Origin of the sequence: Massilia yuzhufengensis, from assembly GCF_900112225.1 — a bacterium.
In the GTDB taxonomy this organism is placed as follows: domain Bacteria; phylum Pseudomonadota; class Gammaproteobacteria; order Burkholderiales; family Burkholderiaceae_D; genus Telluria; species Telluria yuzhufengensis.
Genome location: NZ_FOLD01000043.1, coordinates 1 through 21173, shown reverse-complemented (window position 1 = coordinate 21173; position 21173 = coordinate 1). Strand labels below are relative to the sequence as shown.

Here is a 21173-nt window from a genome sequence, read left to right as displayed (position 1 = left end):
CTGTTCTTTCTATTGTGATGTCGTTGTGATGCGCTCAGCGGCCGGCGGCTGCGTCGGCCACGATCTTCGGCGTGATGAATACCAGCAGTTCGGTCTTGGTGCTTTCGCGGCCGGTCGACTTGAACAGGTAGCCGAGCAGCGGCACGTCGCCCAGCAGCGGGACCTTGTTCTCGCTATTGCGTTCGGTCTGCTGGTAGATACCGCCCAGCACCACCGTGCCGCCGTTCTCGACCATCACCTTGGTCTTGACGTGCTGGGTGTTGATCGCGAAACCGGCGCGGGTTTCCTCGCCCTTGGAGTCCTTGTTCACGTCCACTTCCAGCACCACGTTGCCGTCCGGGGTGATCTGGGGCGTCACTTCCAGGCGCAGGTTGGCCTTCTTGAAGGTGATCGAGGTCGCGCCGCTGCTGGTGGCGACCTGGTAAGGCAGTTCGATACCCTGCTCGATCACGGCGATCTGCTTGTCTTCCGTGACCACGCGCGGGCTCGAGATGATCTTGCCCTTGCCGTCCGCTTCCAGCGCCGACAGCTCCAGGTTCAGGAAGCGGTTGGCGGCCGACGAGAACAGGCTGAAGGCCAGCGAGGTCGGGGACACGCCGCCGATGCCGGCGGCCGGCAGGTTCACCATGGTGGAATTGGTATAGCCGTCGCCCGTGTCGGGCGTCTGGCCGGTGATCTGGCCCACGCCGGTGAGGTTGCCGCCGATGGCGACGCGCTCGTTGCCCTTCACCTGCCAGCCCGAGTCGCCGCCACGCAGCGTGCGCAGGTCGGCGAAACCGAGCTTGGCGCCCAGGTTGCGCGAGAAGCCGTCGTTCGCTTCGACCAGGCGCGCCTCGATCAGCACCTGCTTGGAGGCGACGTCGGTCTTCTGGATCAGCTTGCGGATGTCTTCGATCTTCGCGGCGACGTCGGTGACGAACAGCTGGTTGGTGCGCGGGTCGATGATCGCGCTGCCGCGGCGCGACAGCACGCGGTTCTTGTTATCGGCGCTCGATGCGGCGCCGCTGGCGTCCAGGCCGAACACGGTGCGGAAGGACTCGACCTTCTGGTAGTTGAGCTGGAAGATCTCGGAGCGCAGCGGCTCGAGCTCGGCGATCTGGGCGCGCTGCTCGAGTTCGAGCTTTTCCTTGGTCAGCAGTTCTTCCTTGGGAGCGATCCACAGCACGTTGCCGTTCTTGCGCATGTCCAGGCCCTTGGCCTGCAGCACTACATCAAGCGCATGGTCCCAGGGCACGTCGCGCAGGCGCAGGGTCAGGTTGCCGCTGACGGAATCGCTGGTGATGATGTTCAGGCCGGAGATGTCGGCGATCGCCTGCAGCGCGGCGCGCACCTCCACGTTCTGGAAGTTGAACGAGAGCTTCTCGCCGCGGTAGCCGGTGGTGCCCTGGGCCAGCTTGTTCGGGTCTTCCTTGATCGGGCGCACGTCGACGACCAGCTGGGTGTCGCTCTGGTAGACCGACTGTTCCCACAGGCCCTGCGCATCGATGGTCATGCGCACGTTCTCGCCCTGGGTGCTGGTGGTGACCTTCGACACCGGGGTGCCGAAGTCGGTCACGTCGAGGCGGCGGCGCAGGCTTTCCGGCAGGCCGGTGCGCAGGAAATCGACCAGCACCTGGTTGCCGACCTGGCGCACGTCGACCGCCACCTGGCCATGCGGCAGGTCGACCACGACCCGGCCTTCGCCATTGGCGCCGCGGCGGAAATCGAGGCCGCGCAAGGCCTGGCGCGCCGCCGGCGCGGCCGGGGCCGGGCTGGCAGCCGGCATGCCGGCGGCGTTCACCGGCTGGGCCAGGCCGCCCGAGCCTTCGACGGTGACGATCACCGACTTGCCGTCGATGGCGGTGGCGTAGTTCAGCGGGCGGGTCATGTTCAGCACCAGGCGGGTACGCTCGCCGGCCTGCACCACGTTCAGGCCGCGCACGTCGCCCAGGTTGATGTCCTGGGCGGTCTTGCCGGTGGCGTTCGTGGTGGCGCCGAAGTCGAGCGCGATGCGCGCCGGGTTGGTGATCGAGAAGCCGATCGGCGGCTTCGCCGGGGCTTCGCGCATGGCGATGTTCAGCACCACGTTGGCGCCCTGCTGGTTGGCGGTGATCGACTCGATCGCATTGCCCTGCGCAGCAGCAGCACCGCCGCCCAGCGCCAGCAGCACGGCGGCGCCGGTGCGCGCCAGCCAGCCCGGCACGGTGATGCGGATGATTCGATTGTTCATGGTTGGGCTCATTTGCCGCTCTCCTTGCTTTCCGCCAGCTCGATCGTCGCTTTGCGTTCGACCCAGTCGCCGGTGGCGTCCTGCACAACTTCCCTGATGTCGATCGCGCCTTCGGAAATCCGCGTGACCAACCCGTGATTCTGGCCGATGCGCTGGCCGGCCCTGACCTGGTGGATCGACGAATCGATCTGGACCAGCGCATAACTGATGCCGCCTTTTTGCAGCGTGCCCACCATCCGCATGGTGTCGAGCGGGTAGTTCTCGAGCATTTCGCGCGGACGGGTGCTGTCCGGCTGCAGCGGGTTGCTGGTGGTCGCCGCGACGCGCGCCATTTCGTTGAGCAGCTTGGCCTCGCTGAACGGCTCGATCGCACCGGCCGGATTGTAGGCGTAGGGGACGAAGTCCTTTGGCGCCGGCAGCGGCTTGACGTCCGGCCTGGTCTCGCGCTGGACTTTCTTCATCCAGTCGCGCACTTCCTTGACGTCGCCGTCGCCGCAGCCGGCCAGCAGCAGCGCCGCCGCCAATGCGTAGATTGTTCGCAGCATCATTTGGCCGCCCCCTTGTCCTTGGCGGCCTTGCCCTTGGCCTTGCCCTTGGCGTCCTTGCCCTTGCCCTTGGCGTCCTTGGCCTTCTTGTCGTCGCGCGCCTTCTTCTGCGTGCTGATCTCTTCCGGGTCGAGGTAGCGGAAGGTCTTGGCCACCGCTTCGAGCAGCAGGCCGCCGTCCTTGGTGCTCAGCACCATGTTGTTGAGCGTGACGATGCGCGGCAGGTTGGCCATGTCGGCGGCGAATGCGCCGACATCGTTGTACTTGCCGCTCACCTTGATGTCGATCGGCTGTTCGGCGTAGTAGTCGCGGATCACTTCGGCGCCCGGCTTGAACATCTCGAACTGCAGGCCGCGGCCGACGCCGGCCTGGTTGATGTCGGACAGCAGGTCCGCCATCTGCGAGCGGTTCGGCAGCTGCTTCTCGAGGCGCTCGACGTACTGGTCGACCTGCACCTTCTGCGCTTGCAGGGCTTCGAGGTTGATCGCCTGCGACATCTTGCTCTTGTATTCGGTGCGCAGCTTGGCTTCTTCCTTGGCGCCCTTTTCCTGCTTCTGGAACTGGCCGTCCCAGTAGAAGAAGTAGCCCAGGCCGATGACGACCGCCATCACGCCGGCCGCGCACAACAGGCGCGGGGCGATCGGCCACTGGCCGGGCTGGCGGCCCTGCAGGTCCTGGAATTGCGCGGCGAGCTGGCCGCCGAGGTCTTTGAGGTCGATGTTCATGGTGTCTGCGCCGCCTTGGCCACGTTCGCGCCTTTTGCGCCCGGTTTCGCGCCATCCGCCTCTTCCTGCTCGCGCAGGCGCTTGATCGCCACGTCCATCTGGAACTCGACGACCTTGCGGCCGGTCTTGCTCTTGTCCAGCGCGGCGACCTTCACTTCGGTCAGGTTGGGGCGTTCCAGCCACGGCGAGGTGCCGGACACGTTGCGCAGCAGTTCGGCCACGCGTTCCTGCGACTGCGCGTAACCGCTCAGCGTGACTTTCTGGCCTTCCTGCCTGAACGACTTCAGGTACACGCCTTCCGGGGTCTGGCGCACCAGTTCGTCGAGCAGGTAGACCGGCTGGTTGCGGTCGCCCTGCAGGTCTTCGACCGCCTGCTGGCGCGCCTTCAGCGCTTCGATTTCTTCTTCCAGCGTCTTGATCTCGCCGATCTTCTTGTCCAGTTCCGCGCTGGCGGTCTTGAGCACCAGGTTGCGTTCGTTCTGGACCGCGATGCGGCTGGCGTTGTAGCCGCCCACCATCAGCACGACGGCCGCGCCGACCAGGCCGCCCAGCGCCAGCAGCGCGACGAAGGCCGACTGCTTCTGCTTGCGCTTGGCTTCGCGGTGGGGTAACAGGTTAATGCGGATCATCAGCCAAACCTCCGCAGGGCCAGGCCGCAGGCGACCAGGTAGGCCGCGCCTTCCTGGCGCAGCTGTTGTTCACGCACCAGCGGCCCGAAGGACATGCCGTCGAACGGCGCCACGATGCTGCTCGGGATGCGGGTACGGCTGCCGATCAGTTCCAGCATGCCCGGCAGTGCGGCGCAGCCGCCGGCCAGGTACAGCTGGTCGATCCGGGTGTAGGGTGTGGAGGTGAAGAAGAACTGGATCGCGCGCGTGATTTCCAGTGCGGCGCTTTCCAGGAAAGGGGTCAGGAGGTCGGCCCGGTAGTTCTCCGGCAGGTCGCCGGCGCGCTTGCGGGTTTCCGCTTCCTCGAACGACAGGCCGTAGGCGCGCACGATGTCCTGGGTCAGCTGGTTGCCGCCGAAGGGCTGCTCGCGTTCATAGATGGTCTCGCCGCCGCGCAGCACCGACACGTGGGTGGCCTGGGCGCCGATCTGGAACAGCGCCATGATCTCCTCGGGCGCGGCCTTGGCCACGCGGTCGAGCGCGGCGCGCGCGGCATACGATTCGATGTCCATCACGGTGGCCGTGAGGCCGGCCGCTTCGGCGATCGCCACGCGGTCCTCGACCTTCTCGCGGCGCGCCGCGGCCAGCATGACTTCCATGTCCTCGGCCGAATTCGGGGCCTGGCCGATCACGTCGAAATCGAGGCTGACCTCGTCGAGCGCGAACGGGATGTACTGGCTGGCTTCGGATTCGACCTGCACTTCGAGCTGGTCTTCCGACAGGCCGGCCGGCAGGATGATTTTCTTGGTGATGACGGCGGCCGGCGGCATGCCCAGCGCGACATGGCGCGCCTTGGTGCCGCTCTTTTTCCAGACGCGGCGCACGGCCTCCGCGACCTGCTCGATGTTTTCGATATTGCCGTCCACGACCGCGCCACGCGGCAGCGGTTCGGCGGCGTAGCGCTCGAGGCGCAGTTCACCTTTGCCGGCGTCGCCCAGCTCGACCAGGCGGACGCCCGACGTGCTGATGTCGAGCCCGGCCAATGGCGGACTGGACTTCCCGAACAAGGAACTGAGATTGATCACGAGCGTACTCCCTGGTGCCCTTCCCGCCGTGACGGGATTCGATGTTGAACGCCCGCGTGCGGGATTGTTTCTAAAAATCTGCTGATAAAACACTTACTTGGTGCATATATATGAGGCAGCGCGTTAGATCGTAGCGAAAAGGATGCACCCCGACAAGATATTTCTATGAGGGAACACCCCATTTCGGGGCGTGCGCGCCACACTCTGGCCGGGGGTGTTATCACCCCTGCCACGACCGTTTCCTCGTTGATATTGCATGGCTTGCCTTTACTTGATTTTAAGCTCAGCAGTGCGTGTATCGAACGCAAAACGGCTGCTTTATAATGAGGCGCTCAGTAAAGCCACAACCAGCGAAAGACCGCATGAAAGAGAAACAAGCTCCGTCCTCACCTTCGCCGTCGAAATACAGCCCGAAGCGCCTGGTCCTGATGGCGCTTGCCGCCCTCTCGGGCCTGGCCGTCATCGGCGTGCTGGTGCTCGTGTTCGCGCTCGCGATGGCCTACCCCAACCTGCCGGCGCTGGACACCATCACCGACTACCGCCCCAAGATGCCGCTGCGGATCTTCACCGCCGATAACGTCCTGATCGGCGAGTTCGGCGAAGAGCGCCGCACCCTCGTGCATTTCAAGGACATCCCGGACGTGATGAAGAAGGCGGTGCTGTCGATCGAGGACGACCGCTTCTACGAGCACAGCGGCATCGACTATCTCGGCATTCTGCGCGCCGCGTTCCGGAACGCCACCGGCGGCGCGCGCCAGGGCGCCTCGACCATTACCCAGCAGGTCGCGCGCAACTTCTTCCTGTCGTCCGAACAGACCTTCAAGCGCAAGGCCTATGAGGCGATGCTGGCCTGGAAGATCGAGAAGAACCTCTCCAAGGACCAGATCCTGGAGCTGTACATGAACCAGATCTACCTGGGCCAGCGCGCCTTCGGCTTCCAGTCGGCGGCCCAGATCTACTACGGCAAGGACCTGCGCGACATCACGGTGGCCGAAGCGGCCATGCTGGCCGGCCTGCCGAAGGCGCCGTCGGCCTACAACCCGGTGGTCAACCCGACCCGCGCCAAGACCCGCCAGCAGTACATCCTGCAGCGCATGCATTCGCTCGGCTATATCACCGACGCCCAGTTTGCACAGGCCAAGGCCGAGGTCCCGAAGATCAAGTCGGACAGCACCGCCTTCGGCGTGCACGCCGAGTACGTGGCCGAGATGGCGCGCCAGCTGGTCTACGAGCAGTTCAAGGAAGACACCTACACGCGCGGCCTGAACGTGTTCACCACCATCACCAAGGCCGACCAGGACGCGGCCTACCTCGCGGTGCGCCGCGGCGTGATGGAATACGAGCGCCGCCACCCCTACCGCGGGCCGGAATCCTACATCGAGATCCCGGGCGAGAAGACCGAAGCCGACGAAGCCGTCGAAGCGGAACTGGCCGAGCACCCGGACAGCGACAACATCGTTGCCGCCATCGTGCTGGCGGCCTCGCCAACGAAGGTAAGCGCCACCATCGCCTCGGGCGAGACCATCGAGATGAGCGGCCCGGGCCTGGCCTTCGCCAAGGCCTGGCTGTCGGAAAAGGCCGCACCCAACCGCCGCCTGCGCCGCGGCGCCGTGATCCGCGTGATGCAGGACGACGAATCGAAGTGGATCATCACCCAGATGCCGGAAGTGGAGTCGGCGTTTGTCGCGGCCAGCACCGACGACGGCGCGATCCGGGCCTTGGTAGGCGGCTTCGACTTCAACCGCAACAAGTTCAACCACGTGACGCAAGCCTGGCGCCAGCCGGGCTCCTCGTTCAAGCCCTTCATCTATTCGGCCTCGCTGGAACGCGGGCTGTCGCCGGCCACGATCATCAACGATGCGCCGATCTCGTTCGACGCCGGCCAGACCGGCGGCCAGGCCTGGGAGCCGAAGAACTACGACAACAAGTACGAAGGCCCGATGACGATGCGGCGCGGCCTGACGCAGTCGAAGAACATGGTCTCGATCCGCATCCTGAACAAGATCGGCGCGCGCTACGGCCAGGAATTCGCGACCCGCTTCGGCTTCGACGCCGAGCGCAACCCGGCCTACCTCACATTGGCGCTGGGCGCCGGCTCTACTACGCCGCTGCAGATGGCCGGCGCCTACGCGGTGTTCGCCAACGGCGGCTACCGCATCAGCCCCTACCTGATCTCCAAGGTGACCGACAGCGACGGCAAGGTGCTGTCGGAGGCGCGCCCCGAACGCGCCGGCATCGAGGCCAACCGCGTGATCGATGCACGCAACGCCTACCTGGTCGACAGCATGCTGCGCGACGTGGTGCGCTTCGGTACCGCGACCAAGGCCATGTCGCTCAAGCGCACCGACCTGGCGGGCAAGACCGGCACCACCAACGACTCGATCGACGCCTGGTTCGCCGGCTACAACCCGAAGCTGGTGGGCATCGCCTGGATCGGCTACGACAAGCCGAAGAACCTCGGCAACCGCGAAACCGGCGGCGGCCTGGCCCTGCCGATCTGGATCGGCTACATGGGCAAGGCGCTCAAGGGCCAGGAAGTGGTCGAGCGCGAAGTGCCGGCCGGACTGGTCCAGTCGGGCGGCGAGTACTACTACGCCGAGACGCCGCCGGGCACCGGCGTGACCTCGCTCGACGTCGGCGCGGCGCCGGCCCCAAGCGAGCAGAAGGCGCGCGACGCGGTCAGGAACGAGCTGTTCTGATTTTTACCAAGTGGTAAAAAAATGGCGGCCCGATGTGGCCGCCATTTTTGTTTCCGCCGTGGGAATCAGCCCAGCGCCACCGGCGCCCCGCCCTGCTCCGTCACATACTGCGACAGCGCAAAGAAGAACTCGGAATCGTCGCGCGTGTTGCGCCACTGGTCGCCCACGCGCTTGTAGTGGAAGCCGCCCGAACGCGCCGCTACCCACATTTCCTGCAGCGGGGCCTGGCTGTTGACGATGATCTTCGACGCATTGTCGAGGAACTCGATCTCCAGCACGTTGCCGCTGCGCTTGCACTCGACGTCGATCACGTCTTCGTCATTGAGGCGGTCGAGACATTCCTCGAGCCGGTCCAGGGTGCTTTCGGCCAGCGCCAAAAATTCGGATTCGGTCATGCTACACTCCAAAGTCTGCTAATCAAACCGTCATTCTAATCGTGAAGTCCTCCACCGCACTTCTTTCCGGCGCCGCGCTTGCAGCAGCCTTCGCCGGCTGTGGCCAAACCGGCCCGCTGTACATGCCGAACCCGCCCGCGAAACCGGCGCCCGCCGCCACCGCCGCCGCCAATCCGCAGCCTGCCCAGCCAGTTTCTTCCAATAACGCCTCCACCCCGGCCCCGACCAAGTAAAGCCACCGATGTCGCATTTCTCGATCCAGAACGGCGTCCTGCACGCCGACAGCGTTGCCCTGCCCGCCATCGCCGACACCTACGGCACCCCGACCTACGTGTATTCGAAGACGGCCCTGATGCAGAACTTCGGCGCCTACGCCGATGCCTGCGCCGGGCGCGACGCCCTGGTGTGCTACGCCATGAAGGCCAACTCGAACCTGGCCATCCTCGACCTGCTGGCGCGCGAAGGCGCGGGCTTCGACATCGTCTCGGGCGGCGAACTGCTGCGCGTGATCGCCGCCGGCGGCGACCCGGGCAAGACCATCTTCTCGGGCGTGGGCAAGACCGTCGACGAGATGAAGCTGGCGCTGGAAAAGAACATCCTGTGCTTCAACGTGGAATCCATCCCCGAGCTGCACCGCCTCAACGAGGTGGCGGCCGGCATGGACAAGCGCGCGCGGGTGTCGCTGCGCGTGAACCCGAACGTGGACGCCAAGACCCACCCCTACATCGCCACCGGCCTGAAGGCGAATAAATTCGGCGTGGCCTTCGACGATGCGCTGGAGACCTACCGCGCCGCGGCCGCCTTGTCGCACCTGGACGTGGTCGGCATCGACTGCCACATCGGCTCGCAGCTGCTGGACGATTCGCCGCTGCTCGAAGCGCTCGACAAGCTGATCGAACTGATCGACGCGCTGGGCAAGGAAGGTATCGATCTGCACCACCTCGACATCGGCGGCGGCCTGGGCGTGAACTATGGCGCCGAAGGCGACAAGCCGCCGGTGCCGGTGGGCGAATACCTGGGCCGCCTGTTCAAGCGCATCGACGCCTGGCGCGCCGACAAGTACGACGGCCGCCCGATCAAGGTGATCTTCGAGCCGGGCCGCTCGATCGTGGCCGATACCGGCGTGCTGCTGACTAAAATCGAGTTCCTCAAGCCGGGCGCGGAAAAGAACTTCGCCATCGTCGACGCCGCCATGAACGACCTGATGCGCCCGACCCTGTACCAGGCCTGGATGGGCGTGCAGCCGGTGACGCCGCGCGCGGGCGAACAGCTGGCCTACGATGTGGTGGGCCCGATCTGCGAATCGGGCGACTGGCTGGCGCGCGAGCGCGCGCTGGCGGTGGAGCCGGGCGACCTGCTGGCGATCATGACCGCCGGCGCCTATGGCATGACGATGGCGTCCAACTACAACACGCGCGGCCGCGCGGCGGAAGTCATGGTCGATGGCGACCAAGTCCACCTGATCCGCCAGCGCGAGAATCCGGCGGATTTGTTCTCGCTCGAATCGACATTGTCGTAACCCGTAGGGGGCCGGCTTCGCCGGCCGCGCGTCCAGCCAAGGCATGCGTTACCACAGCGCGACCGTGAGTTGAACGCGCGGGCGCGAGACCCGCCCACCCTACAACATCATGTCCTCGCAGCAGCCTGGCTCTTCTTCGCCACGCTCCAGACCACCCGCAATCCCAGCAGCAGCGCCACGATCGACCCGAAGATGATCGGCTCCTGGAAGTCGTTCTTGCCCGCCTTCATCCACCAGAAATGCAGGATCCCCAGCGGCGCGATGATATAGATGAGCCGGTGCAGCCACTGCCAGCGCTTGGCGCCCAGGCGCCGGATCATGGCGTTGGTACTGGTCGCCGCCAGCGGGATCAGCAGCACGAAGGCGATGAAGCCCACTGTGATGAAGGGCCGCTTGACCACGTCCTTGAGCATCTCCGCGATGTCGAAGAAATGGTCGAACCAGAAGAAGGTCACGAAGTGCAGGAAGGCGTAGAAGAAAGCGAACAGCCCCAGCATGCGGCGCAGCTTGATCACCCAGTTCCACCCGGTCAAACGGCGCAGCGGCGTCACCGCCAGCGTGATGCACAGCATGTACAGCGTCCAGTCGCCGGTGCCGCGCGTGAGGAATTCCAGCGGCTCGACCGGCACGCCCTGCGCCACCAGCCAGGCCATGCGCAGGAAGGGCAGCAGCGCCAGCACGAACACCGCCACCTTGACGGCGGTGAGCTGTTTTGACGAGGGGTTCAAGGCCATCGTGTCAGAAGAACTTCTTCAGGTCCATGCCGCTGTACAGCGACGCTACCTGGTCGTAACCGTTGAACATCAGGGTCTTGCGCTTCTTCTGGAAGAAGCCGTCCTCGCCGATGCGGCGCTCGCTCGCCTGCGACCAGCGCGGGTGGTCCACCAGCGGGTTCACGTTCGAGTAAAAGCCGTATTCATTCGGCGCCGAGTCGTTCCAGGCGGTTTTCGGCTGGCGGCTCACCAGGCGGATCTTGACGATCGACTTGGCCGACTTGAAGCCGTACTTCCACGGCACCACCAGGCGCACCGGCGCGCCGTTCTGGTTCGGCAGCACCTGGCCGTACATGCCGACCGTGAGCAGGGTGAGCGGGTGCATGGCTTCGTCCATGCGCAGGCCCTCGACATACGGCCAGTCCAGCACCGGGCTGCGCAGGCCAGGCATCTGCTTGTTGTCGGCCAGGGTGATGAATTCGACGTATTTCGCATTCGCCGTCGGCTCGACCTGTTTCAGCAGATTGGACAGTGAATAACCGACCCAGGGGATCACCATCGACCAGCCTTCGACGCAGCGCAGGCGGTAGATGCGTTCTTCCAGCGGCGCGAGCTTGATGATGCGGTCGATGTCGAGCGTGACCGGCTTTTTCACTTCGCCCTCGATCGTCACCGTCCACGGACGGGTGCGCAGGGTGTGCGCGTTCTCGGCCGGATCGCCCTTGTCCAGGCCGAACTCGTAGTAGTTGTTGTAGGAGCTGGCGTCCTTGAACGAGGTGAGCTTTTCCTCGGTGGACAGCGCGGCGTTGCGGGTAGCGGCCAGCTTCGGCCCTGCCGCCTGGGCGAAGGCTTCGCGGTTGGCCATCTCCCAGATGCCGCTGCCGACCGCGGCCGTGGCCGCCATGCGGGCGATGAAGCGGCGCCGCTCTTCGTAGACCTCGCGCGGCGTGATCTCCGATGGAAGGACGAGTTTGTCCTGGCTGGGTTTGATGAGCATGCTTGACTCCGAAGCAGAGAGAAAGTTCAGGTTACACCAATCGGCTTAAGTGCACGTTAGCACCTGTGCGGGTGGTCCGATGGGAGGGCGTGAACGCAGGACAAATGCGTGTCACCACGTGGGAGGCGCAGGGAAGGCCAGCGTGAAACGCACCAGTGCGCCCTCGGCCTGCACACTGGCCGCGCCCCCGTGCAACTGCATGATGGCGCTGACGATCGACAGACCCAGCCCGGTCGACCCTTCCGCCTCGCTGCGCGAGGCGTCGGCCCGGTAGAAGCGTTCGAACAGGTGCGCCAGATGCTCGGGCGCAACCGGAACGCCGTGGTTGCTGACGCGCAGCTCGACGCTGTCGCCGTGCCGGCTGGCCTCGAGCGCCACCACGCTGCCGGCGTCGGCGTGGCGCAGGGCGTTCGAGACCAGGTTGGCCAGCGCCCGGCGCAGCAGCGACGGATCGGCCTGGACGCGTGCATCGCCGCTACAGGCCAGGACGATTCCCCGCTCCTCGGCCATGCCCTCGAAGAAATCGGCCACCCGCTGCAGCTCGTCCAGCGCCGACAGCGGCTGGCGCACCAGGATCACCTCTTCCTGGTGGGCGCGCGCCAGGAACAGCATGCTGTCGATCATGCGCGCCAGGCGTTCCAGCTCTTCGAGGTTGGAAACGACCAGGGTTTCGTAGTCGGCGCGGCTGCGCGCCTGCGCCAGCATCACCTGGCTCTGTCCGATCATGTTGGCGACCGGGGTACGGAATTCATGGGCCAGGTCGGCCGAAAATCCCGACAGGCGCGCATAGCCCTCCTCGAGCCGCCCCAGCATGGCGTTGAAGGCCTCGATCAGCGGCCACAGTTCGGATGGCGCCATGCCGATGTCGAGCCGCCGCGCCAGGGCGCCCGGGCGCACCAGTGCGGCGTGGCCGGCGACCTTGCGCAAGGGACGCAGGCCGCGCCGCAGCAACAACAGCGCCAGCGCCGCCGCCAGCAAGGCGCCCACCAGCGCCGCGAATCCAATCCGCTCGCGGTAGCGCGCGAACATCGCGCTGCGTTCGCTGTAGGCACGCGCCACCACCACCGTCACGGGCGCATCCCCTAGGCGCGCGCTGCCGGCCACGACCCGCCCCGGCGCCCCGCCGCGCGCGACCCAGCCGGCAATCGGGCTGCCTGCAGCCGGGACCGGATAGCGCTCCCGGCCGGGATTGATGTCGGCCAGGATGGCGCCGCCGGCGTCCACGATGCGCACCAGCGAATTCTCCTGCCCGCTCATGGTGTCGCGGAAAAAATCCGGCTCGGTGCGCAGCAGGCCGGCCGCGCCGGGGCGGGCCAGCACCACCTGTACCTGGCGCAGCTTTCCAAGCAAATGGATATCGTCGCGCCGCTCGATCTCGGCCACGAAGGCGCGGTACAGGTAGGCGCCCAGGCCCGCCGCCGCCAGCACGACGACCAGCATGAACATGGCCGCCACGCGCAGGGCCAGCGAATGACGCAGGACCGCCTTCATGCGGGGGCCTGCGCTTCGCAGACGTAGCCCATGCCGCGCCGCGTGTGGATCAGTTTGCACGTATAGGGATCGTCCAGCTTGCGCCGCAGCCGGCGCACGGCGGCGTCGATGACATTGGTGTCGCTATCGAAATTCATGTCCCACACCTGCGAGGCGATGAGCGCGCGCGACAGTACCTGCCCCTGGCGCCGCGCCAGCAGGTGCAGCAGCGCGAATTCCTGGGCGGTGAGCGTGATGCCGGTGGCGCCACGCCGTACCCTGCGCCGCAGCACGTCGATCTCCATGTCGGCGATGCGGATCAGCTCCTCCTCGCGCGCCGGGCCGCGCCGCAGCAGGCTGCGGATGCGCGCTACCAGCTCGACGAAGGCGAAGGGCTTGACCAGGTAGTCGTCGGCGCCCAGTTCCAGCCCACGCACGCGGTCCTGCACTTCGTCGCGCGCCGTCAGGAACAGCACCGGCACGCCTTCGGTCGCGGGGTCGGCGCGCAGGGCCGCCAGCACCTCCCAGCCGTCCATGCGCGGCAGCATCACATCCAGCACCACCAGTTCCGGCACCTCCTCCCGCGCCAGCGCCAGGCCGTCGCGGCCATTGCGCGCGAGGCGCACCACGAAACCGGACTCGGTCAGGCCGCGCTGCAGGTAGTCGCCGGTCTTCGGCTCGTCTTCGATCACCAGGATGGTCATGGCGGACTTGATGGGGGAAAACCCCATTGTATGTCGCCGGCGGTGGCCCGAAGATGACGAAACTGTCATCTGGCAGTCATCGCCGCGTCGGGGTGCGCATGCCAGGATGGCGCCATTCCAACACGACAGGACGACCCCATGTTCAGGCAACTTTCCCTCATCGCGGCGCTGGCGGCCTCCGGCATGGCGCCGGCATCGGCGGCCGAGCTCGACCTGGCAAGCGCCCAGCGCCTGGCCGCCGCCGCAGCAGCTGCCTGCGGCCAGCAAGGCCGCGTCATCGCGGTGGCCGTGGTCGATCGCGGCGGCGCGCTGCTGCTGCTGCAGCGCGACCCCAGCGTCGGCCCGCACAATGCCGAGGCCAGCCGGCGCAAGGCCTTCACCGCCTTGTCTACCCGCAAGGCCACGCTGGCGCTGGCGCGCGATGCACGCGCCGATCCCGACACCGCCAACCTGGCCACGCTGCCCGAGCTCCTGCTGCTGGGCGGCGGCTTGCCCCTGCTGGTCAAGGCCAGCCCGGTTGGCGCCATCGGCGTGGCCGGCGGCGGCGGCCCGGGCAACGACCATGCCTGTGCCAGCGCCGCGATCGCGGCAACGGGCGGCTTCGACCAGCCCACCTGATCCGGTTTTACTTTTTTAGGAGAAACAACATGAAGACCATCCAGGCATTCGCCCTCGCCGCCCTGCTCGCCGCCTCCACGCTCGCTGCGGGCGCCGCGCCCAATCCGCTCAGCGTGCACGTGCTGGACTTACAGACCGGCCAGCCGACCGCTGGCATCCAGGTGACACTGGAGCAGCAGGCAGGGGGGCAGTGGCGCGAACTGGCCTCGGGCGTGACGAATGCACAAGGGCGCATCGCCGCCCTGTATCCGGAAGGCAAGGCGATGGAAGCGGCGCAGTACCGCATCGTGTTCAAGACTGGCGAGCACTACGCGCGCCAGGGCCAGCCGACCTTCTTCCCACGCATCCCGGTGGAATTCACGGCCGACGGCAAGGCGCAGCATTACCACGTTCCGCTACTGCTCAGCCCCTTCGGCTATTCCACCTATCGCGGCAATTGAGCGGGCGGGGCGAATTGCTACAGTTCGCCGTAGGAATGCAGGCCGGACAGGAACATGTTCACGCCCAGGAAGGCGAAGGTGGTCACCAGCAAGCCCACCACCGACCACCAGGCCGCCACGCGGCCGCGCAGGCCCGACATCAGGCGCATGTGCAGCCAGGCCGCGTAATTGAGCCAGACGATCAGGGCCCAGGTCTCTTTCGGGTCCCACGACCAGTAGCCGCCCCAGGCTTCGGCCGCCCACAGCGCGCCCAGGATGGTGGCGACGGTGAAGAAGGCGAAGCCGACCGAGATCGACTTGTACATGACGTCGTCCAGCACCTCGAGCGCCGGCAGGCGGTCGGCCAGGATGCCGTGCGATTTGAGCAGGTAGGCGGTGCCGACCATCGCGGCCAGCGCGAAGGTGCCGTAGCCGATGAAGTTGGCCGGCACGTGGATCTTCATCCACCAGCTTTGCAGGGCCGGTACCAGCGGCTGGATCTGGGCGGCGTCGCGCGTGACCGTGTACCACAGCAGGAAGCCGACCGCGGCGGCGATGATCAGGAGCACGAAGGCGCCCAGCTGGCGGGTGGCATAACGCTGCTCGTAGTACAGGTAAAACAGCGCGGTGATGATCGCGAACAGGATGAATACTTCGTACAGGTTCGACACCGGGATGTGGCCGACGTCGGGGCCCATCAGGTAGGACTCGTACCAGCGCACCATCATGCCGACCGAGCCCAGCACCACGCCAGCCCAGCACAGCTTGCTGCCGATGGCGCCGCCGAATTCCGAGCGGCTAAGCAGGCCCAGCCAGTAGAACACGGTCGAGAACACGAACAGGGCGCTCATCCACAGGATCGCGGACTGGCTCGACAGCATGTATTTCAGGAAGAATTTGGTGTTGGCGGCATCGATCACGCCGCCATACATGGAAATGGCCCACAGCGACAGCAGCGCCACCAGCGGCATCAGCCAGCGCATCGGCTTCCAGTGCCAGCCCAGCAGCGCGAAGGTCGGCGCGCTCATGACCAGGATCACCTGCTCGTAGATGTCCATGTGGTGAGCGTAGCGGTTCAGCGCGAACAGCGCGGCCGCCAGCAGGCCGGCGCCGTACAGCCAGTCGATCGCGGTGAGGCGGCGGAAAAAGCCGGCTTCCCTGGTGTAAGTCTTCGGCTGGGCTTGGGACAGTTCCATTCTTATCTCCTTTGCCGCTTGGCGCTTCAGGCCAGCTGCGGCAGTTTTTCTTTCAGGTCCTCGAATTCGCGTTCGAAGTCGAGTGTCTTGCGCTGGGTGCTCATGGCCATCAGCGCGTGGGCGCCGCCATCGGCCTCGCGCACCCATACCCACATGCGCCGTTCACGAATATAAAACATGGCGAACACGCCGGCCACCAGCAGCAGGCAGCCAAAGTAGACAATGCCCTTGCCCGGCGAGCGCGTCAACTGCAGGACGGAGGCCTTGACCTCCACGAACTCGTCCAGCTGCAGGTAGACCGGTGCGCCATAGAATACGCTGTCCGACAGCGCATTGGTGGCCAGCTGCAGGAAACGGCCATGCACTTCGGTGGGTTCCACCGGCGGATTGCCGGCGCGCGCCTCGGCCGCCTGCCACAGCTCCCACAGGGCGCCATTGAGCATCTTCATGAAGATATTGGCGGCCTTTTCCTGCTCGGCCGCCGGGATTTTTTCCAGGAACTGCGACACGCCCACGAAACCGCCGCGCCCGCCTTCGCCGGAGAAGATCGCCAGCGTACGCACGGCGGACGCTTCCAGCTGCGCGCCCAGGCCGCCGTCTCCCTGCTGCTCCGGCGCCAGCGCGCGCGCAGCGTAGCGTTTGGCCGCTTCCTGGCGCAGGACCGGGTCGGCCAGCGCCGCGCGCAGGCGCATCCAGGTGCGCACGCTGTAGGCGTCGTCGGCCGGGATGCGCAGGAAGCTGAAATTCTCGGACGGGCTGGCGCGCACGCCGGCCAGGTAGACCTGGGCGCCGTCGAGCGTGACCGGCTGCATGTAGTTCATGAATTCGCGCGCCTGCCCGGTCTTGTCGCGCAGCTTGTACTGCACGCTCGGGCCGACATTCTTGAGGTCCTTGGCATCGGCATTCTTTGCTGCCGATCCCGAGGCCTTGCCGATCGTGGCCGAGAGCTGCTCGTTGAAGGAGGTATTCTTGGCCACCGCGCGCGCGTCCTGGCTGGCGGACACGTTCTCGACATTAAAGGGGCGGAAGCCCGACCATTCGACCGAATACGTCTCTCCGCCTTGCTTGAGTTCGGTGGCGCTGCCGACCGTGCCGGCGAATTCGAAGGCGGTCGAGCCGGTACCGCTCATCGGGAAACCGGTGAGCTTGAGCTTGCTGCCGCCATCGTCGAAGCTCGACTGGTAGACGGCGATGCCCTTGTAGATCAGCGGGTGGTTGACCCTGATCGAGGCCGGGAAGGTCTTGCCGGTGTCGTTGTCGCGCACCAGCACTTCGCTGGCGAACAGCTTGGGCATGCCGGTCGAGTAGAAGTCGATATGGAACTTGGTCAGCTTGATCGAGAACGGCAGCTCCTGCACCAGCACGCCCGAAGCCTGGGGCAGCAGCGCGGTATTGCTGGTCTGGCCTTCGGCGATCAGGGTATTGCCGCGGAAGGTAGGATTGCCAATACTCAGGCGGTGCTGGGCCGGGATGTCGGCGATCACGCCGCTGCCGCCAAACGGCGTCTTGCCCAGGAACCATTGTTGGAACTTGACTGGCAACTCCGAGTCGAGCATGCCGCCCAGCAAAATGATGATGATCGCGCTGTGGGCAAAGATGTAGCCGAACTTGTTGCCCGCGCCCTTCTTGGCCGCCACCAGGGTGCCGCCTTCCTTCTCGACCAGTTTCACCGCGTAGCCGGCGTGGCGCAGGCGCTCCGCGGTCTGGCCGGCCAGGGCAGCGCGGCCAAGCGGCGCCGTCCATTCGGTCTTGTGGTGGAAGTTGCGCAGCGACTCTTCGCGCACGCTTTCGCGCCAGCTGCGCATGTCGCGCATCATCTTCGGCGCGTTGCGCACCACGCACAGGCCGGTGGACAGGATCAGGGTGACGAGGATCAGCAGGAACCACCAGCTCGAATACACGCTGTACAGGCCCAGCTTCGCGAAAAATTCGAACCAGAACGGGCCGAACTGGTTGACGTAGTTCGTCATCGGCTCACTCTGCTTGAGCACGGTGCCGATGATGGATGCGATCGCGACGATCGTGAGCAGGCTGATGGCGAAGCGCATCGACGACACCAGCTCGACCGCTTCGGCGAAGCCGCGGCGGCGGGTGTTCAGTTCAATTCCGGTGGTACTCATGTTCTACTGCTTCCGTGAAGCCCAGCAACTCCGCCAGAGCATACAGCAACGGTAGGGTGGGCGGGTTCCCCGCCCGCGCATTCGACAGGTGGTGGAGTGAAGGCGAAGCGTCCATGTTTGCGGTCAGTGAACGCGCGGGCGGGCGACCCGCCCACCCTACGTGAAACGCGACTTTATTTGAGGCCCGCGATATAGTCGGCTACCGCCTTCATTTCTTCCGGCGACATGCGCTGCGTGAGCGTGGTCATCTGGGCGCTGTTCTTGCGGGTGCCGGTCTTGAAGGCGTCGAGCTGGGCGTAGGTGTAGTCCTGGTGCTGGCCCGACAGGCGCGGGTATTGCGCAGGGATGCCGCCGGCGGTCGCGCCGTGGCAGCTGGCGCAGGCGGCGACGCCCTTCTCGGCAATCCCGCCGCGGTAGATCTTGCGGCCCAGTTCGACGGTGTCCTTGTTCTTGGCGGCGCCGGCCTTCGGCTTCTGGACCGCGAGGTAGGCGGCGATATTGCGCTTGTCATCCTCGGTCAGCATCTTGGCGTAGGTCGACATGACCGGCTGCTGGCGGTTCGGGGTGGTGAAGTCGACCAGCTGCTTGTGGGTGTAGGCTTCGAACTGGCCCGCCAGTTTCGGGTTGGCGACGATGCTCGAATTCCCGGCGGCGCCGTGGCAGGACACGCAGGCCGGCAGGCCGCGCGCGGCGTCGCCGGCGTCGTACAGGGTTCCGCCCTTGGCAGGGTCGGCCTTGGCGACAGCGGCAGGTGTTGCAGCCCCGGCAGCGGTGGCGCACAGGGCGAGGGAGGCTACCAACAAGGACTTCAAAAGCGGAAACGTCAAACGGTTCATTCAAGCACCCTGAAAAAGTCAAAAACAGATTTTGGAATTCACAGTGAAACAGTGCAGCGGCCTAGCTGGTACTCCCCCATGGGCGGAGCAGGGATTAACCCCTTATTGTACAATAGCTTTGTTTCCGCATCGCCATTTCGTTGTCACTTAAACCTTTCCCCACGTCCAAACGCATGTCCAAATTATGGCAAGCCCGGTTCTTTACGACCGTTAACCAGCTGCGCGACCTTCCCAACACCCAGGTGCCGGAGATCGCCTTCGCCGGGCGCTCGAACGCGGGCAAGTCGACAGCCATCAATATCCTGACCAACCAGAAGGGTCTCGCGTTCGCGTCCAAGACCCCTGGCCGGACCCAGCACATCAACTATTTCTCGATCGGCGGCGCCCACGTGGGCCAGCACCGCAAGGACCCGACCATTGTCGACGAGATCCGCGCGCTGCTGGTCGATCTCCCGGGCTACGGCTACGCGGAAGTGTCTGGAACGGCCAAGCTGCACTGGCAGAAACTGCTGGGCGACTATGTCCAGCGCCGCGAGCAGCTGGCCGCGCTGGTCCTCATCATGGACTCGCGCCGCCCGTTCACCGACCTCGACACGCAAATGCTCGAATGGTTCGCCCCCACCGGCAAACCGATCCACTGCATCCTGACCAAGGCCGACAAGCTCAACCAGAACGAGAAAGCCAACGTCCTGCGCCAGGCGCGCCAGATCCTCGACAGCTATATCGACGAAGACGGCGTCGGCTTCCCTTTCACGGTACAGCTGTTCTCGGCGCTCAAGCGCATCGGCATCGAGGAGGCGGACGCCAAGATCCAGGAACTGGTCGGGCTCGATGTCGAGGACGAGGACGAGCCGGAAGGCGAAGCCGCCGCGCAGCCGGACGAAGATTCTGATCCGGAATAATTCATCACCAGGACGACCATGACCATCATCACGCCCACCACCTACCCAGCAGCCCGCATGCGCCGCATGCGCCGCGACCCGTTCTCGCGCGCCCTGATGCGTGAAAACGTCGTGACCGCCTCGGACCTGATCTACCCGGTCTTCATCCTCGACGGCGCCAACCAGCGCCAGCAGGTGGGCTCGATGCCGGGCGTGGAACGGGTGTCGGTGGACCTGCTGTTAACAGTGGCGGAAGAATGCGTGGCGCTCGGCATCCCGATGCTGGCCCTGTTCCCGGTGGTGGACGCATCCCTGAAAACCTATGACGGCATCGAGGCAACCAACCCGGTAGGCCTGATCCCGCGCGCCGTACGCGAACTCAAGCGCAACTTCCCGCAGCTCGGCATCATGACCGACGTCGCGCTCGACCCCTACACCACCCACGGCCAGGACGGCCTGCCGGACGAGAACGGCTACATCGTCAACGACAAGACCATCGAGATGCTGATCAAGCAGGCGCTCGCCCAGGCCGAAGCGGGCGTCGACGTGGTGGCGCCGTCGGACATGATGGACGGGCGCATCGGGGCGATCCGCAACGCGCTGGAAGCGGCCGGGCACATCCATACCCGGATCATGGCGTATTCCGCCAAGTACGCCTCGGCGTTTTATGGCCCGTTCCGCGACGCGGTGGGCTCGGCGGCCAACCTGGGCAAGGCCGACAAGAACACCTACCAGATGGACCCGGGCAACAGCGACGAAGCCCTGCGCGAAGTGGCGCTCGACCTGGCCGAAGGCGCCGACATGGTGATGGTCAAGCCGGGCATGCCCTATTTGGACGTGGTGCGCCGCGTGAAGGACGAGTTCAAGGTGCCCACCTTCGCTTACCAGGTCAGCGGCGAGTACGCGATGATCAAGGCGGCGGCGCAGAATGGCTGGCTGGACCATGACAAGGTCATGATGGAGTCCATGATGGCGTTCAAGCGAGCGGGGGCGGATGGGGTGTTGACGTATTTTGCGCTGGATGTGGCGCGCAAGTTGAAGGGGTAAATTCTTGCGCTTCTGACGAAAAACGGTGCCGTGGGCACTAATGCCGTTCAGTTAAGACTGAACGGCATTTTTATTTTGTCGTTGTAAACGTTCCGCATCGCTGTTAACCTTCGTCGCCATGTTCGACGACACCCTCCATTTCCTGGCAAATCAACTCGAGTCTCCCGATTGGGCAAGGCTGGGCGAGCATTTGCCGTATGAATGGGTCGAGCAGGCGGTCCTGAGCACGGAAGCGACGAGCATCCGACATCGACGCTTGCCTGCCGAGCAGGTGGTATGGCTTATGGTGGCCCTAGCTTTGTACAGGCACAAATCGATCAGCGAAGTGCTGGACGATCTCGGCTTGGCGATACCGGATTCACAGACGCCATTCGTCAGCAAGAGCGC

General features: G+C 65.4%; 21 protein-coding genes. 8 read left to right on the top strand and 13 right to left on the bottom strand.

What is annotated here, in order from left to right:
- Nucleotides 1-34 precede the first annotated feature (34 nt).
- The 5 genes from BM031_RS23275 to BM031_RS23255 are packed head-to-tail and all read right to left on the bottom strand — an operon-like array spanning nt 35 to nt 5172.
- Nucleotides 35-2209: a type IV pilus secretin PilQ gene (locus BM031_RS23275; RefSeq protein ID WP_091877084.1), complete on the bottom strand. Its 2175-nt coding sequence runs from the start codon at nt 2207-2209 to the stop codon at nt 35-37.
- 8 nt (nt 2210-2217) lie between these two features.
- Nucleotides 2218-2757 carry a pilus assembly protein PilP gene (locus tag BM031_RS23270; RefSeq protein ID WP_091877082.1) on the bottom strand — a complete coding sequence of 180 codons (540 nt, stop codon included), beginning with the start codon at nt 2755-2757 and terminating at the stop codon, nt 2218-2220.
- The gene (locus BM031_RS23265) at nt 2754-3479 is read right to left on the bottom strand and encodes a type IV pilus inner membrane component PilO (RefSeq protein WP_091877080.1); all 726 of its coding nucleotides are present in this window, start codon (nt 3477-3479) and stop codon (nt 2754-2756) included. The genes BM031_RS23270 and BM031_RS23265 overlap by 4 nt, the downstream gene beginning before the upstream one ends.
- Nucleotides 3476-4108 carry a PilN domain-containing protein gene (locus BM031_RS23260; RefSeq protein ID WP_091877078.1) on the bottom strand — a complete coding sequence of 211 codons (633 nt, stop codon included), beginning with the start codon at nt 4106-4108 and terminating at the stop codon, nt 3476-3478. The genes BM031_RS23265 and BM031_RS23260 overlap by 4 nt, the downstream gene beginning before the upstream one ends.
- Entirely contained in the window at nt 4108-5172 is a 1065-nt protein-coding gene (locus BM031_RS23255) for a pilus assembly protein PilM (protein ID WP_091877076.1), read from the bottom strand. The genes BM031_RS23260 and BM031_RS23255 overlap by 1 nt, the downstream gene beginning before the upstream one ends.
- Nucleotides 5173-5534: 362 nt before the next feature.
- Here BM031_RS23255 and BM031_RS23250 point away from each other — a divergent pair, with 362 nt between their 5' ends.
- Nucleotides 5535-7871, top strand: coding sequence for a penicillin-binding protein 1A (locus BM031_RS23250; RefSeq protein WP_091877075.1), 2337 nt, complete (start codon nt 5535-5537; stop codon nt 7869-7871).
- Between the two features lie 65 nt (nt 7872-7936).
- Here the strand turns inward: BM031_RS23250 and cyaY are convergent, their stop codons facing one another.
- A complete protein-coding gene (cyaY, locus tag BM031_RS23245; RefSeq protein ID WP_091877073.1) occupies nt 7937-8266 on the bottom strand; it encodes an iron donor protein CyaY in 330 nt (109 codons plus the stop codon).
- A gap of 41 nt (nt 8267-8307) precedes the next feature.
- Here cyaY and lptM point away from each other — a divergent pair, with 41 nt between their 5' ends.
- Complete coding sequence (gene lptM / locus BM031_RS23240) at nt 8308-8499, top strand: LPS translocon maturation chaperone LptM (RefSeq protein ID WP_229409167.1); 192 nt, start codon at nt 8308-8310, stop codon at nt 8497-8499.
- Nucleotides 8500-8507: 8 nt separating this feature from the next.
- On the top strand, nt 8508-9785 hold the full coding sequence (gene lysA / locus BM031_RS23235; RefSeq protein WP_091877069.1) for a diaminopimelate decarboxylase: 1278 nt from the start codon (nt 8508-8510) through the stop codon (nt 9783-9785).
- 107 nt (nt 9786-9892) lie between these two features.
- Here lysA and msrQ read toward each other — a convergent pair whose 3' ends face one another.
- The 4 genes from msrQ to BM031_RS23215 all read right to left on the bottom strand — a co-directional run bounded on the left by msrQ (nt 9893) and on the right by BM031_RS23215 (nt 13669).
- Entirely contained in the window at nt 9893-10519 is a 627-nt protein-coding gene (gene msrQ, locus BM031_RS23230; protein ID WP_091877067.1) for a protein-methionine-sulfoxide reductase heme-binding subunit MsrQ, read from the bottom strand.
- Nucleotides 10520-10523: 4 nt separating this feature from the next.
- Nucleotides 10524-11495 (bottom strand): protein-methionine-sulfoxide reductase catalytic subunit MsrP, encoded by a 972-nt coding sequence (gene msrP / locus BM031_RS23225; RefSeq protein ID WP_091877065.1) that lies wholly within the window; start codon nt 11493-11495, stop codon nt 10524-10526.
- A gap of 111 nt (nt 11496-11606) precedes the next feature.
- Complete coding sequence (locus BM031_RS23220; RefSeq protein ID WP_091877063.1) at nt 11607-12986, bottom strand: heavy metal sensor histidine kinase; 1380 nt, start codon at nt 12984-12986, stop codon at nt 11607-11609.
- Complete coding sequence (locus tag BM031_RS23215) at nt 12983-13669, bottom strand: heavy metal response regulator transcription factor (RefSeq protein ID WP_091877060.1); 687 nt, start codon at nt 13667-13669, stop codon at nt 12983-12985. The genes BM031_RS23220 and BM031_RS23215 overlap by 4 nt, the downstream gene beginning before the upstream one ends.
- A gap of 138 nt (nt 13670-13807) precedes the next feature.
- Here BM031_RS23215 and BM031_RS23210 point away from each other — a divergent pair, with 138 nt between their 5' ends.
- Both BM031_RS23210 and uraH read left to right on the top strand, forming a co-directional pair.
- The gene (locus BM031_RS23210; RefSeq protein WP_091877058.1) at nt 13808-14287 is read left to right on the top strand and encodes a GlcG/HbpS family heme-binding protein; all 480 of its coding nucleotides are present in this window, start codon (nt 13808-13810) and stop codon (nt 14285-14287) included.
- A 29-nt stretch (nt 14288-14316) separates the two neighbouring features.
- Entirely contained in the window at nt 14317-14727 is a 411-nt protein-coding gene (gene uraH / locus BM031_RS23205) for a hydroxyisourate hydrolase (RefSeq protein WP_091877055.1), read from the top strand.
- Between the two features lie 17 nt (nt 14728-14744).
- Here uraH and ccsB read toward each other — a convergent pair whose 3' ends face one another.
- The 3 genes from ccsB to BM031_RS23190 form a co-directional block, all read right to left on the bottom strand.
- Nucleotides 14745-15902, bottom strand: coding sequence for a c-type cytochrome biogenesis protein CcsB (gene ccsB / locus BM031_RS23200; RefSeq protein ID WP_091877053.1), 1158 nt, complete (start codon nt 15900-15902; stop codon nt 14745-14747).
- Nucleotides 15903-15928: 26 nt separating this feature from the next.
- Nucleotides 15929-18022, bottom strand: coding sequence for a cytochrome c biogenesis protein ResB (locus BM031_RS23195; RefSeq protein ID WP_091877050.1), 2094 nt, complete (start codon nt 18020-18022; stop codon nt 15929-15931).
- Between the two features lie 173 nt (nt 18023-18195).
- The gene (locus BM031_RS23190; RefSeq protein WP_091877048.1) at nt 18196-18858 is read right to left on the bottom strand and encodes a c-type cytochrome; all 663 of its coding nucleotides are present in this window, start codon (nt 18856-18858) and stop codon (nt 18196-18198) included.
- A gap of 173 nt (nt 18859-19031) precedes the next feature.
- Between BM031_RS23190 and yihA the strand changes: the two genes are divergently transcribed.
- From yihA to BM031_RS23175, 3 genes are all read left to right on the top strand, one after another.
- Nucleotides 19032-19760 carry a ribosome biogenesis GTP-binding protein YihA/YsxC gene (gene yihA, locus BM031_RS23185; protein ID WP_091877046.1) on the top strand — a complete coding sequence of 243 codons (729 nt, stop codon included), beginning with the start codon at nt 19032-19034 and terminating at the stop codon, nt 19758-19760.
- 18 nt (nt 19761-19778) lie between these two features.
- A complete protein-coding gene (gene hemB / locus BM031_RS23180) occupies nt 19779-20786 on the top strand; it encodes a porphobilinogen synthase (protein WP_091877043.1) in 1008 nt (335 codons plus the stop codon).
- Nucleotides 20787-20904: 118 nt separating this feature from the next.
- The coding region (locus BM031_RS23175) for a transposase domain-containing protein (protein ID WP_177207742.1) at nt 20905-21173 on the top strand (269 nt) is incomplete at its 3' end.

Bases quoted from the DNA above. Each gene is read 5' to 3' on its own strand.
- BM031_RS23275 (WP_091877084.1), bottom strand. From the start codon at position 2,209: ATGAACAATCGAATCATCCGCATCACCGTGCCGGGCTGGCTGGCGCGC.
- BM031_RS23270 (WP_091877082.1), bottom strand. From the start codon at position 2,757: ATGATGCTGCGAACAATCTACGCATTGGCGGCGGCGCTGCTGCTGGCC.
- BM031_RS23265 (WP_091877080.1), bottom strand. From the start codon at position 3,479: ATGAACATCGACCTCAAAGACCTCGGCGGCCAGCTCGCCGCGCAATTC.
- BM031_RS23260 (WP_091877078.1), bottom strand. From the start codon at position 4,108: ATGATCCGCATTAACCTGTTACCCCACCGCGAAGCCAAGCGCAAGCAG.
- BM031_RS23250 (WP_091877075.1), top strand. From the start codon at position 5,535: ATGAAAGAGAAACAAGCTCCGTCCTCACCTTCGCCGTCGAAATACAGC.
- cyaY (WP_091877073.1), bottom strand. From the start codon at position 8,266: ATGACCGAATCCGAATTTTTGGCGCTGGCCGAAAGCACCCTGGACCGG.
- lysA (WP_091877069.1), top strand. From the start codon at position 8,508: ATGTCGCATTTCTCGATCCAGAACGGCGTCCTGCACGCCGACAGCGTT.
- msrQ (WP_091877067.1), bottom strand. From the start codon at position 10,519: ATGGCCTTGAACCCCTCGTCAAAACAGCTCACCGCCGTCAAGGTGGCG.
- msrP (WP_091877065.1), bottom strand. From the start codon at position 11,495: ATGCTCATCAAACCCAGCCAGGACAAACTCGTCCTTCCATCGGAGATC.
- BM031_RS23220 (WP_091877063.1), bottom strand. From the start codon at position 12,986: ATGAAGGCGGTCCTGCGTCATTCGCTGGCCCTGCGCGTGGCGGCCATG.
- BM031_RS23215 (WP_091877060.1), bottom strand. From the start codon at position 13,669: ATGACCATCCTGGTGATCGAAGACGAGCCGAAGACCGGCGACTACCTG.
- BM031_RS23210 (WP_091877058.1), top strand. From the start codon at position 13,808: ATGTTCAGGCAACTTTCCCTCATCGCGGCGCTGGCGGCCTCCGGCATG.
- uraH (WP_091877055.1), top strand. From the start codon at position 14,317: ATGAAGACCATCCAGGCATTCGCCCTCGCCGCCCTGCTCGCCGCCTCC.
- ccsB (WP_091877053.1), bottom strand. From the start codon at position 15,902: ATGGAACTGTCCCAAGCCCAGCCGAAGACTTACACCAGGGAAGCCGGC.
- BM031_RS23195 (WP_091877050.1), bottom strand. From the start codon at position 18,022: ATGAGTACCACCGGAATTGAACTGAACACCCGCCGCCGCGGCTTCGCC.
- BM031_RS23190 (WP_091877048.1), bottom strand. From the start codon at position 18,858: ATGAACCGTTTGACGTTTCCGCTTTTGAAGTCCTTGTTGGTAGCCTCC.
- yihA (WP_091877046.1), top strand. From the start codon at position 19,032: ATGTCCAAATTATGGCAAGCCCGGTTCTTTACGACCGTTAACCAGCTG.
- hemB (WP_091877043.1), top strand. From the start codon at position 19,779: ATGACCATCATCACGCCCACCACCTACCCAGCAGCCCGCATGCGCCGC.